At 72.1% G+C, this 12519-nt stretch carries 9 protein-coding genes; 3 read left to right on the forward strand and 6 right to left on the reverse strand.

The features are described from left to right. Positions 1-37 precede the first annotated feature (37 nt). Positions 38-1735: an alkaline phosphatase D family protein gene (locus AC0682_RS22675; protein ID WP_478534846.1), complete on the forward strand. Its 1698-nt coding sequence runs from the start codon at positions 38-40 to the stop codon at positions 1733-1735. A gap of 2 nt (positions 1736-1737) precedes the next feature. Here the strand turns inward: AC0682_RS22675 and AC0682_RS22680 are convergent, their stop codons facing one another. Next, positions 1738-2316 (reverse strand): dienelactone hydrolase family protein, encoded by a 579-nt coding sequence (locus AC0682_RS22680; protein ID WP_254812766.1) that lies wholly within the window; start codon positions 2314-2316, stop codon positions 1738-1740. 38 nt (positions 2317-2354) lie between these two features. Here AC0682_RS22680 and AC0682_RS22685 point away from each other — a divergent pair, with 38 nt between their 5' ends. Then, positions 2355-3509, forward strand: coding sequence for a mechanosensitive ion channel family protein (locus AC0682_RS22685; protein ID WP_254812765.1), 1155 nt, complete (start codon positions 2355-2357; stop codon positions 3507-3509). A gap of 134 nt (positions 3510-3643) precedes the next feature. On the opposite strand, the gene AC0682_RS22690 is transcribed toward AC0682_RS22685, so the two are convergent. The 5 genes from AC0682_RS22690 to AC0682_RS22710 all read right to left on the reverse strand — a co-directional run bounded on the left by AC0682_RS22690 (position 3644) and on the right by AC0682_RS22710 (position 8322). Further along, a complete protein-coding gene (locus AC0682_RS22690) occupies positions 3644-5230 on the reverse strand; it encodes a Na+/H+ antiporter (RefSeq protein WP_478534847.1) in 1587 nt (528 codons plus the stop codon). Positions 5231-5394: 164 nt separating this feature from the next. Then, entirely contained in the window at positions 5395-5886 is a 492-nt protein-coding gene (locus AC0682_RS22695; protein ID WP_478534848.1) for a GNAT family N-acetyltransferase, read from the reverse strand. Then, positions 5883-6824, reverse strand: a complete 942-nt coding sequence (locus AC0682_RS22700; RefSeq protein WP_478534849.1) for an RluA family pseudouridine synthase — start codon at positions 6822-6824, stop codon at positions 5883-5885. Before AC0682_RS22700 ends, AC0682_RS22695 begins: the two co-directional genes overlap by 4 nt. A 43-nt stretch (positions 6825-6867) precedes the next feature. Continuing rightward, positions 6868-7458: a signal peptidase II gene (gene lspA / locus AC0682_RS22705; protein ID WP_254812762.1), complete on the reverse strand. Its 591-nt coding sequence runs from the start codon at positions 7456-7458 to the stop codon at positions 6868-6870. A 57-nt stretch (positions 7459-7515) separates the two neighbouring features. After that, complete coding sequence (locus tag AC0682_RS22710; RefSeq protein ID WP_478534850.1) at positions 7516-8322, reverse strand: TraR/DksA family transcriptional regulator; 807 nt, start codon at positions 8320-8322, stop codon at positions 7516-7518. Positions 8323-8904: 582 nt separating this feature from the next. Here AC0682_RS22710 and ileS point away from each other — a divergent pair. After that, on the forward strand, positions 8905-12048 hold the full coding sequence (gene ileS / locus AC0682_RS22715; protein WP_478534851.1) for an isoleucine--tRNA ligase: 3144 nt from the start codon (positions 8905-8907) through the stop codon (positions 12046-12048). Positions 12049-12519 lie beyond the last annotated feature (471 nt).

The following is a 12519-nucleotide window of genomic DNA, read 5'->3' on the forward strand; positions in this document are numbered from 1 at the left end:
CGCCCGTTCGCCGTACGCACCAGTAGGGTGATGGTCCGTGACCAGTCGACACGTTCCCTCGCCGAGCCGCCGTACCGTCGTCCGGGCCGCCGCCGCGACCGCCGCCGCCGTCCCCGTGCTCGCCACCGCGACCGCCGCCCCCGCCGCCTCGGCCGCGACCACCGGCGGGCCGGAGTCCGCCGCTCATGCCCCCGCCTTCCTCCACGGCGTCGCCTCCGGTGACCCGCTGCCCGACGGGGTCCTGCTGTGGACCCGGGTCACTCCCGAGCCCGGCGCGGAGCCCGGTTCGGGGCGCGGGGCCGAGACCCCGGTGCGCTGGGAGGTCGCGGAGGACCGGGAGTTCACCGCGATAGCCGCGAGCGGTACGACGCTCGCCGCCGCCCCCTCCGACCACACCGTGAAGGCCGACGTCCGCGGACTGCGCCCGGCCACGACGTACTACTTCCGCTTCACGGTGAGCGGCCAGGGTCCCGAGGGCGGCGAAGTCCGCTCCCCCACCGGCCGCACCCGCACCGCGCCCGCCGTCGGGGCGAGCGTGGCGGGGGTGCGCTTCGGGGTGGTGTCCTGCGCCAACTGGGAGGCCGGCTGGTTCTCCGCGTACCGCCATCTCGCCGCCCGCGCCGATCTGGACGCGGTGGTGCACCTGGGCGACTACCTGTACGAGTACGGGATCGGCGAGTACCCCACCCAGGGCGCGCCCTTGCGGGAGCACCGCCCCGCCCACGAGATCCTGGACCTGGCCGACTACCGCACCCGGCACGGGAACTACAAGACCGACGCCGACCTCCAGGCGCTGCACGCCGCCCATCCGATGATCGCGATCTGGGACGACCACGAGGTCGCCAACGACGCCTGGTCGGGCGGGGCGCAGAACCACACCCCGGGCACCGAGGGCGACTGGGCGGAGCGGGTGGCGGCGGCCAAGCAGGCGTACTTCGAGTGGATGCCGGTCCGCGCCTCCACCGAGGGGACGGTCTACCGGCGGTTGCGGTTCGGGCGGCTGGCCGATCTGCACCTGCTGGACCTGCGGAGCTTCCGTTCCCAGCAGGCGTCCATCGGCAGCGGTGCGGTGGACGACCCGGAGCGGACGATCACCGGCCGGGCGCAGCTGGACTGGCTGAAGGCGGGGCTCGCCGGGTCGGACGCGGCGTGGAAGCTGGTCGGTACGTCGGTGATGGTCTCCCCGGTCGCCTTCGGGGCGCTCCCCGCGCATCTGCTGAAGCCGCTCGCCGGGCTGCTGGGGCTGCCGAAGGAGGGGCTCGCGGTCAACGTCGACCAGTGGGACGGCTACACCGACGACCGCAGGGAGCTGATCGCGCATCTGCGGGAGCGCGGGGTCACCGACACGGTCTTCCTGACCGGTGACATCCACATGGCCTGGGCCAACGAGGTGCCGGTGCGGGCGGCGACGTATCCGCTGTCGCCCTCGGCGGCGACGGAGTTCGTGGTCACGTCGGTGACCTCGGACAATCTGGACGACATCCTGCGGGTCGCGCCGCAGACCGTCTCGAAGGTCGCCGCGACGGCCGTCCGGACCGCCAACCGCCATGTGAAGTGGGTGGACATGGACTCGCACGGCTACGGCGTCCTGGACGTCACCGCCGAGCGCGCGCAGATGGACTACTACGTGCTCTCCGACAAGAAGGACAAGGAGGCCGCCTCCACCTGGGCGCGCTCCTACCGGACCCGGCGGGGCACCCAGAAGGTGGAGCGGGCGGACCGCCCGGTCCGCTGAAGCTAGAGCGTGGCCAGGAAGCCGAGCGCGACCTTCCAGGTCTGCTCGGCGGCCGCCTGGTCGTAGTCGTGGAGATCGGGGTCGGTGAAGAGGTGGCCGGCCCCGGGGTAGCGGTAGATCTCCACGTCGGCGCCGGTGCGCTGCATCCGGAGGTACCAGCTGTTGAGCCAGTCGTGGGACTCGAAGGGGTCCGGGTCCGCCACATGCAGCTGGACCGGCAGCTCCTCCACCGTCGCGTTCTCCGCGATGTCCGAGGTGCCGTGGAAGAGCAGCAGCCCGCGCGCCTTCGCGTCACCGAGCGCCAGCGTCTGGGCGGTTGCCGCGCCGAGGGAGAAGCCCGCGTAGACGAGCCCCTGGTCGGAGTAGGGAGCGGCGGCCAGCACGGCGCGCTTGAGCAGCTCCTCCTTGCCGACCTCCTCCTTGAAGGCCATGCCTTCCTCCACCGTGGCGAAGGTGTGCCCCTCGAACAGATCGGGCACGCGCACCTCGTGGCCGGCGTCCCGCAGACGGGCGGCCGCGGCGTGCACGGCGGGCGTGAGCCCGTAGGTCGAGTGGAAAAGCATGATGTTCATGAGGCCCATGGTGCCAGGTGTGCCCCAAGGCTTGGAGGATCGAAGCGATGGAGAACGTGCTGCGCCCGCTGATCGTCATCGGCGGTGCCGTGGTGATCACGCTGCTGGTCGGCTGGGCGGTCGACCGGCTGCTGCGCCGGGCCGACAGCCGCCACCGCGAGACCCCGCTCTGGGGGCTGCTGCGGCGCTGCCGGCCGCCGTTGCAGGTGGTGCTCATCACGGCGATACTGCGCGGCGGCTACCGGCAGTCGGGGATCGCCTGGGTGTGGGAGCACCGGGTCGGGATCGGCCAGGCCCTCTCGCTGGTGCTGATCGGTGCCACGGCGTGGCTGGTGGTCCGGGTGGCGGCGACGGTTGTCGAGTCCAGCTACGCACGCTACGCCACGGCCACCCGCGATCCGGCCCGGGTGCGCCGGGTCCGTACGCAGGTGACGCTGATCCAGCGGGTCGTCATAGCGGTGGTGACGGTCGTCGCCATCGCCGCGATGCTGCTGACGCTCCCGCCGATGCGGGCGGTCGGCACGTCGATGCTGGCCTCGGCCGGTGTGGTCGGCATCGTCGCCGGTGTGGCCGCGCAGTCGACGCTCGGCAACCTCTTCGCGGGGCTCCAGATCGCCTTCGGGGACATGGTCCGGATCGGTGACACCGTGGTGGTGGACGGCGAGTGGGGCACGGTCGAGGAGATCACGCTGACGTTCCTGGCGGTACGGACGTGGGACGAGCGGCGGATCACGATGCCGGTCTCGTACTTCACGAGCAAGCCGTTCGAGAACTGGTCGCGCGGCGGGGTCCAGATGACCGGCACGGTCTTCTTCCACCTGGACCACGCGGCACCGGTGGCCGCGATGCGCGAGAAGCTGCGGGACATCCTCGGTGACATCGCCGCGTGGGACGGCCGCGACTGGTCCCTCGCGGTCACCGACACGACCCCGACCACGATCCAGGTGCGGGCGGTGGTGACGGCGAAGGACGCGGACGACATCTGGACCGTACGGTGCGCGGTGCGCGAGCAGTTGGTGGGCTGGCTGCGGGACCACCACCCGTACGCGCTGCCGCGGGTGGCCACCTCCCCGGGCGCGCTGCCGCCGGGCGAGCAGTGGGCGGAGCTGACGGGCGCCGGCCCGCGGCCCTCCCGCAACGGCACCGGCACCGCCCGCGACCTGGACGACGGCTCCAAGGCACCACGGACGGGACGCGGCTGAGGGGGCGTGTCCGAGGTGGGACCCGGGAGCCCGTACTCCCCGAGCCACGCGCCCCTGCGACACACACCCCGAGCCACGCGCCTCTCCGGCGTACGCCCCGGGCCCAGCCGGGCCCGCTCCCCGACGTCCGCGGCTCAGCGCAGCGAGCGGAAGTCCAGCTGGCGCAGCACGCGGTCCACGACCTCCGGGTCGGAGCCGGGTTCGTTGCGGGCGGAGAGCACCTCGTGGCGGGCGGCCGACATCATCTCGCGCTGGATACGGCTGACCGCCTTGAAGCGCTCGGCGCGCTGGGCGTACGCCTCGCGCCGCTCCTCGTCGACGATCTCCGGGTTGATCCGCGCCCCGATGTCGTACGCGGCCTTCTGGAGCCGCTCCACGACCTCGTCCGGGAACTCCTCGACCTCCTGGATCTCCTTGAGCCGGTGCTTGGCGGCCTGGGCGGCGCGCAGGGCGAGGTCCCGTTCCAGGGCCTCCTCGGCGGCGGCGTCGGCGCGCACCCGGAGCTTGCGGACCAGCCGGGGCAGGGTGAGCCCCTGGAAGACGAGGGTGGCCATGATCACGCAGAAGGCGATGAAGATGGTCTCGTCGCGGCCGGGGAAGGGCGCTCCGTCATCGGTCTCCAGCGGGATGGCGAGCGCCAGCGCGACGGAGGCCACCCCGCGCATCCCGGCCCACCACATGACGACGGTCTCCCGCCAGCTGGTCGGGATCTCCTCGCTGACGTCCCGCCGGGTGTGCAGCTTCTTGGCGAGCCAGGTGGCGGGGAGCAGCCAGGCCAGCCGGACGCCGACGACGACCACGACGATCGCGAGCCCCCAGCCCAGCATCTGGAGTTCGCGCCCGCCGGAAGTGCCGAAGACGGCGTGCAGCTCCAGGCCGATCAGTCCGAAGGCCACGCCGGTGACCAGGGTGTCGACGATCTCCCAGAAGGTACGTCCGGTGAGCCGGCCCAGCACGTCGTCGGCGTCGGCCGTGCGCTCGGCCAGGTAGAGGGCGACGGTCAGGACGGCGAGCACGCCGGAGCCCTCCAGTTCCTCCGCCAGGACGTAGGCGACGAAGGGCACGAGGAGGCTCAGCCCGACCTGGAGGGTGGCGTCACCGAGCATCCCCATGAGCTTGATGGTGAGCCAGCCGAGCACGAGGCCGACGGCGATCGCGACCGCGGCGGAGAGGAGCAGCAGCCCGAAGGCCTCGGGCACCGAGAAGGTGCCGCTCACCGCCGCCGCGATGGCCACGTGGTACAGCACGATGGCCGTGACGTCGTTGAAGAGCCCCTCGCCCTCCAGGATCGACACGAGCCGCCGCGGCAGCCCGACCGAGCCCGCGACGGCGGTCGCGGCGACCGGGTCGGGCGGGGCGACCAGCGCGCCCAGGGCGACCGCGGCGGCGATGGGCAGCCCGGGGACGATCGCGTTGGCGACGGCGGCGACGGCGGCCGTGGTGACGAAGACCAGGGCGACGGCCAGCAGGAAGATCGGCCGTTTGTTGGCGGCGAACTGCCGCCAGGAGGTGCGCTGGACCGAGGCGTAGAGCAGCGGCGGCAGCAGGGCGGGGAGGATGATCTCGGGCGGGATGTCGACGTTCGGCACGAAGGGCGCGAACGCCATCGCGACTCCGGCCAGCGTCATCAGGACCGGTGCGGGCAGCCCCAGCCGGGCGCCGAGGGGCACCGTGACCACGGCTCCGAGCAGCAGCAGGAGCAGCAGGGTCATCTGATCCATGGGAGGTGCCTTCCGGAGCATACGATTCCGGTCCGCTCACCGTGTCCCCCAGGACACCCCCCGGGGTGAACGGCCGCCAGGACGCCCGGCCGGATCACCGGCCGGGCGGACCCCCACCCTGCCACGCGGTGCGCGCCGGGGAGCCGAGACCCCCCGGCGAACGGTCAGCGGCCCTGGTGGAGTTCCCGGCGCATCGCCCGGTGCGCGATGCCCGCGTCCGGGAACTCGGGGCCGTACGCCACATAGCCGAGGCGCTCGTAGAAGCCGAGGGCGTGGGTCTGGGCGTGCAGGTCGACGGCGGTCAGGCCGAGCCGGTCCGCCTCCTCCTCGATGGCCCGCACGAGGGCGGCGCCGACGCCGAGACCGCGCGCCTGCCGGGTGACCGCGAGCCGGCCGAGGGAGCCGACGGTGAGGTCCCCGCCGGTCTTGGGCGCAGCGACCTCGCCGTGCAGCAGCCGCCCCGTGCCGAGGGCGGCGCCGTCGGCCGCGACGGCCAGGACGTGGACGGCGGTGGCGTCGTAGGCGTCGTACTCGATCTCCTCGGGCACGTCCTGCTCACCGACGAAGACCTCCTTGCGCACCTGGAAGCAGGCGGCGAGGTCGCTCTCCTCGACGGCCCTGCGGGTGGTGTACGCGACGGGGGCGCCGGCGGTCACTGGCTCTCCGCGGAGATGGTGTCCAGGGCGTGCTGGAGGTCGGCCGGGTAGTCGCTGGAGAACTCCACCCAGGAGCCGTCGCCCGGGTGCTCGAAGCCCAGGCGGACCGCGTGGAGCCACTGCCGGGTCAGCCCGAGCCGCTTGGCCAGGGTCGGGTCGGCACCGTACGTCAGATCGCCGACGCAGGGGTGGCGGTGGGCGGACATGTGGACCCGGATCTGGTGGGTGCGGCCGGTCTCCAGCTTGATGTCCAGGAGGCTGGCGGCGCGGTAGGCCTCGATCAGGTCGTAGTGGGTCACCGACGGCTTGCCCTCGGCGGTGACGGCCCACTTGTAGTCGTGGTTGGGGTGGCGCCCGATGGGGGCGTCGATGGTGCCGCTCATCGGGTCCGGGTGGCCCTGGACGAGCGCGTGGTACTTCTTGTCGACGACCCGGTCGCGGAACTGGGCCTTCAGCAGGGTGTAGGCACGCTCGGACTTGGCGACGACCATCAGGCCGGAGGTGCCGACGTCGAGGCGGTGCACGATGCCCTGGCGCTCGGCGGCGCCGGAGGTCGAGATCCGGTACCCGGCGGCGGCGAGACCGCCGATGACGGTGGTGCCGGTCCAGCCGGGGCTGGGGTGGGCCGCCACGCCGACCGGCTTGACGATGACCACGATGTCCTCGTCGTCGTGGACGATCTCCATGCCCTCGACGGGCTCGGCGACGATCTGGACGGGGGCGGGCGCCCCCGGCATCTCGACCTCCAGCCAGGCGCCGCCGTGCACACGCTCGGACTTGCCGGCCACCGAACCGTCCACCTGGACCTTCCCGGCGGCGGCCAGCTCGGCGGCCTTGGTGCGGGAGAAACCGAACATACGGGCGATGGCGGCGTCGACGCGCTCGCCTTCCAGGCCGTCCGGTACGGGCAGGGTGCGGATCTCGGGGTGCGTACTCACCAGTCGAGTATGCCTTGCGCGCCACGCTGCCCGTACAACGCGGTCAGTCCTTGTGGACGGTCCCGTCGGGGTCCAGCCCCTTGAAGGAAAGGATCACGATGAGGATGCCGCCGCAGACGATGGCGGAGTCCGCGAGGTTGAACACGGCGAAGTGCTTGGGGGCGATGAAGTCGACCACCGCCCCTTCGAACACCCCGGGCGCCCGGAAGATCCGGTCGGTGAGGTTGCCGAGCGCACCGCCCAGGAGCAGCCCCAGGGCGATGGCCCACGGCAGGCTGTAGAGCTTCCGGGCCAGCCGGATGACCACCAGGATCACCCCGGCCGCGATGATCGTGAAGATCACCGTGAACGCCTCGCCGAACCCGAACGCGGCCCCCGGGTTGCGCAGCGCCCGGAACTGCAGCCAGTCACCGATGATGTCGATCGGCGGCTGGTGCTCCAGCCTGGCGACCACGATCAGCTTGGAGACCAGGTCCAGCAGATAGGCGACGATCGCGACGCCGACGAGCGCCAGGATCTTGCGCTTGCCCACGCCCGCGTTCACGGCGGCGTCGGCGGCCGTGGAGCCGCCTTCCTCCGTGTGCTCGGTCTCGGGATCTTCCGGCGTACCGATGATGCGCTCCGCCTCTGCCACGTGAGTCCCTCAACCTAGGTGCCTGACTGAGGAGAGGGTACGACACACCTGTGCGGGTCAGCCTCGCCGCTCCTGCTTCTGTTTGTCCTCGACACAGAGGGTGGCGCGGGGAAATGCCTGCATCCGTGCCTTGCCGATCGGTTTGCCGCAGATCTCGCAGAGTCCGTACGTCCCCGCCTCCAGCCGCGCGAGGGCCCGCTCGGTCTGCTCCAGCATCTCCTGGGCGTTGGCGGCGAGCGCCAACTCGTGCTCGCGGGTGATGTTCTTGGTGCCGGTGTCGGCCTCGTCGTCACCGGCACCGTCACCGGAGTCCCGCATCAGGCCGGCGAGCGCGGCGCCCGAGGTCTCCAGCTCGTCGCGAAGCCGCGCGATCTCGCCGGACAGCAGCGTCCGGGCCTCGGTGACCTCCTCGGGCGTCCAGGGGTCCTCCCCGGGCCGTACCGCCAGTTCGCCGGGGGCGGCTGCCGCGGCGGCCCCCCGGGCCGGCGGCACGACGGCCGTCTCGTCCGGACCGGCCTGGGGACTCGCGCTCTTCTTGGCTACCACCGTGTGGGCTCCCGTCTCCTCGGCGGCCGCAGCCGCCCCCGTGGCCGGTTGTCCGGCCGTCTTCGAAGCCTTCTTGGCCGCGCTCTTCTTCGCGGCGCTCCTGGTCGTGCTCTTCTTGGCGGCGGTCTTCTTCGCCGCCGCCTTCTTCGCGGGCGCTTTCTTCGCGGCGGCCCTCGTGGCCGCCGTCTTCTTCGCAGGCGCCTTCTTCACGGGCACGTCCCCGGCATCCGCGCCCTCCGCGGACGGGGCATCGGCCGGTGGCTTCCCGTCGGCCCTCTGCCCGGCCGCGGTCTCTTCCGCCGTCTTCTTCGCCACCATGGCCGCGGCCCCTTCACATATCGTGATCTTGCACGCGAATCGTGCTGGGACGATAAATCGACCCCAGCCCCGCGGCAACGGGGCACGCCGCCCGTTCCGCCCCTCCCCGTGCCCGGTCGTGGCGCGCCTGCATCCGTTGTTCCCAGCTCCCCGCCCGGTAATCCGCCCCAGGGGCACCACGGAGCGCCCCCGCATCCCCGCGCAGAACTCCGTACGCCCCGACTCGCCATTCGGGTCACGCCCGGGGCCCGGGCAAAACCGGTCGGCCGTCGGCCGTCGGGGCCGTACACTGGGCGCAGCGAGAGGCGTGGATGGGACGAGTAGCGTCGTACGCAGCCGAGAGCGACCCGGGGACGGTGGGAGCCCGGGGGCGAGCGCGTCGTGAAGATCACCCCGGAGCCGCCGGAAGAAAGCCCCGGTCCAGGGCTCACCCCTGGGCCCCGGCCACTAGACCCGGCATCGCGACCCCAATGAGGGGGCCTCGGGCTCACGCCCCGGGCCAAGGAGGGTGGTACCGCGGGAGCCCCGTCGCTCTCGTCCCTCCGACGGAAGTGGAAGACGTCCGCCGGAGGAAGCCCGCACATGACATCGCCGCAGTACCGCCAGGTGCCCGCCCAGGTCGACCTGCCCGCGCTGGAGCACGCCGTGCTCGACTTCTGGCGCGAGAACAAGGTCTTCGCCAAGAGCCTCGACCAGTCCGAGGGCCGCCCGGAGTGGGTCTTCTACGAGGGCCCGCCCACCGCCAACGGCATGCCCGGCGCCCACCACATCGAGGCCCGCGTCTTCAAGGACGTCTTCCCCCGCTTCCGCACCATGCAGGGGTACCACGTGGGCCGGAAGGCCGGCTGGGACTGCCATGGCCTGCCGGTCGAACTCGCCGTGGAGAAGGAGCTGGGCTTCAACGGCAAGAAGGACATCGAGGCGTTCGGCATCGCCGAGTTCAACGCCAGGTGCCGTGAGTCGGTGACCCGGCACACCGACGCCTTCGCCGAGCTCACGACCCGCATGGGCTACTGGGTCGACCTGGACGACGCCTACCGCACGATGGACCCGGAGTACGTGGACTCCGTCTGGTGGTCGCTGAAGGAGATCTTCAACAAGGACCTCCTGGTCCAGGACCACCGCGTCGCCCCCTGGTGCCCGCGCTGCGGCACGGGCCTCTCCGACCACGAGCTGGCCCAGGGGTACGAGACGGTCGTCGACCCGTCCGTCTTCGTCCGCTTCCCCCTCACCTCCGGTCCGCTGGCCGGCGAGGCGGCCCTCCTGGTCTGGACGACGACCCCCTGGACCCTGGTCTCCAACACGGCGGTCGCCGCGCACCCCGAGGTCCGGTACGTCGTCGCGACGAACGGCGGGGAGAGGCTCGTCGTCGCCGAACCGCTGCTGGAGAAGGCGCTCGGCGAGGGCTGGGAGGTGACCGGCCAGTCGTTCACCGGCGCCGAGATGGAGCGCTGGACCTACGAACGCCCCTTCGCGCTCGTCGACTTCCCGGCGGAAGCCCACTACGTGGTCAACGCCGAGTACGTCACGACCGAGGACGGTACGGGTCTGGTCCACCAGTCCCCCGCGTTCGGCGCCGACGACCTCGTGGTCTGCCGCTCCTACGGCCTCCCGGTGGTCAACCCGGTCCGCCCCGACGGCACCTTCGAGGAGGACCTCCCCCTGGTGGGCGGCGTCTTCTTCAAGAAAGCCGACGAGGCGCTCACCGCGGACCTGGACGCCCGCGGCAAGCTCTTCCGCCATGTCCCGTACGAGCACAGCTACCCGCACTGCTGGCGCTGCCACACCGCGCTGCTCTACTACGCACAGCCGTCCTGGTACATCCGTACGACGGCCGTCAAGGACCGTCTCCTCCAGGAGAACGAGAAGACCAACTGGTTCCCCGACTCGGTCAAGAACGGCCGCTTCGGCGACTGGCTGACCAACAACGTCGACTGGGCGCTCTCCCGCAACCGCTACTGGGGCACGCCCCTGCCGATCTGGCGCTGCGAGGACAACCACCTGACCTGCGTGGGCTCGCGCGCGGAGCTGACGGAGCTGACGGGCCGGGACCAGTCGTCCCTGGACCCCCACCGCCCCTTCATCGACGAGATCACCTTCACCTGCACGCAGGAGAACTGCCGGCTGGAGGCGTACCGCGTCCCGGAGGTCATCGACGCCTGGTACGACTCGGGTTCGATGCCGTTCGCGCAGTGGGGCTACCCGTACAAGAACAAGGAGGTCTTCGAGAGCCGCTACCCGGCGCAGTTCATCTCGGAGGCCATCGACCAGACCCGCGGCTGGTTCTACACGCTGATGGCGGTCGGCACGCTGGTCTTCGACAAGTCGTCCTACGAGAACGTGGTCTGCCTGGGCCACATCCTCGCCGAGGACGGCCGCAAGATGTCCAAGCACCTGGGCAACATCCTCCAGCCGATCCCGCTGATGGACCAGCACGGGGCGGACGCGGTGCGGTGGTTCATGGCGGCGGGCGGCTCCCCGTGGGCGGCGCGCCGGGTGGGCCACGGCACGATCCAGGAGGTCGTCCGCAAGACGCTCCTGACGTACTGGAACACGGTGGCGTTCCAGGCCCTGTACGCCCGGACCTCGGGCTGGGCCCCCTCCGAGGCCGACCCGGCCCCCGCGGACCGCACGGTCCTGGACCGCTGGCTGCTGAGCGAACTCAACACGCTGGTCGACCAGATGACGGTCGCGATGGAGGGGTACGACACCCAGCGCGCCGGCAAGCTGCTCTCGGCGTTCGTGGACGACCTCTCCAACTGGTACGTACGCCGCTCGCGCCGCCGCTTCTGGCAGGGCGACAAGGCGGCCCTGCGCACGCTGCACGAGGTGGTCGAGACGGTCACCCGGCTGATGGCGCCGCTGGTCCCGTTCATCACGGAGCGGGTCTGGCAGGACCTGGTCACGCCGGTGACGCCGGAGGCCCCGGAGTCGGTGCACCTCTCGTCCTGGCCGAAGCCGGACGCCACGGTGATCGACCCGACCCTCTCGACCCAGATGGCGCTGGTGCGCCGACTGGTGGAGCTGGGCCGGGCGACGCGGGCGGAGTCGGGCGTGAAGACGCGCCAGCCGCTGTCGCGCGCGCTGGTGGCGGCGAGCGGTTTCGACGCCCTCTCCCCCGAACTGCGGGCGCAGATCACGGAGGAGCTGAACGTCACCTCGCTCGCCACGCTCTCGGAGGTCGGCGGCTCGCTGGTCGACACCACGGCGAAGGCCAACTTCCGGGCGCTGGGCAAGCGGTTCGGCAAGGGGGTCCAGGCGGTGGCCAAGGCGGTGGCCGAGACGGACGCGGCAGCGCTCTCCCTCGCCCTGCGCGAGGGCACGGCGACGGTCGAGGTGGAGGGCGAGCGGATCACCCTCTCCCCCGACGAGGTGATCATCACGGAGACTCCGCGCGAGGGCTGGTCGGTCGCCTCCGACGCGGGCGCGACGGTCGCCCTGGACCTGGAGATCACTCCGGAGCTGCGCCGCGCGGGCCTGGCCCGTGACGCGATCCGCCTGATCCAGGAGGCCCGCAAGAACAGCGGCCTGGACGTGGCGGACCGCATCGCCGTCCGCTGGACCACCACGTCCGAGGCCACCCGGGAGGCCCTCGCGGAGCACGCCCCCCTGATCTCGGACGAGGTCCTCGCGGTGGACTACGCGGAGGGTGTGGCGGACGACACGTACGGCGCCCCCTTCGAGGACGAGGGCCTGTCCCTCACGTTCCGCCTCCGCAAGCAGTAACCCGTACGTCTGGGGCCCGGCCGGACACGTTCCGGCCGGGCCCTTCCGCGTACCCGGCCGGGGCGGAGCCCCACCTCCCCAGCCCGCCCGGCACCTGAGGGCAAAGCGGGCCCAGGGGCAGCACCCCCACCTCCCCAGCCCGCCCGGCACCTGAGGGCAAAGCGGGCCCGGGGGCAGCACCCCCACCTCCCCAGCCCCTCCGGCGCTTGAGGAGCGGGGTCCGGGGCAGCGCCCCGGTTTCGGGAAGGGGCGGGTAGGGGAACAGCCCGCCGCAGGCGCCCCACCCCCATGCCGCTCCCGCACCGGCACCGGCACTGGCACCGGCAGGGCCACCCACGCAAAAGGGCCGGGGCCCGGGGGGGAAACCCGGGGGCCGGGCCTGACCGCCGACGGGTCCGCGCGCGCGTCCAGCGAGCGTGCCCCGCTCCGTTTTTTGTCCTGTTGATCAAGAAGCCCCGCATCTTCGAAGGG

The organism is Streptomyces sp. NPDC043746 (genome assembly GCF_056436485.1).

Excerpts from the sequence above, each read along its gene's own strand:
- AC0682_RS22690 (WP_478534847.1), bottom strand. The coding sequence starts at position 5,230 with ATGGATCAGATGACCCTGCTGCTCCTGCTGCTGCTCGGAGCCGTGGTC.
- AC0682_RS22685 (WP_254812765.1), top strand. The coding sequence starts at position 2,355 with ATGGAGAACGTGCTGCGCCCGCTGATCGTCATCGGCGGTGCCGTGGTG.
- AC0682_RS22680 (WP_254812766.1), bottom strand. The coding sequence starts at position 2,316 with ATGGGCCTCATGAACATCATGCTTTTCCACTCGACCTACGGGCTCACG.
- AC0682_RS22710 (WP_478534850.1), bottom strand. The coding sequence starts at position 8,322 with ATGGTGGCGAAGAAGACGGCGGAAGAGACCGCGGCCGGGCAGAGGGCC.
- ileS (WP_478534851.1), top strand. The coding sequence starts at position 8,905 with ATGACATCGCCGCAGTACCGCCAGGTGCCCGCCCAGGTCGACCTGCCC.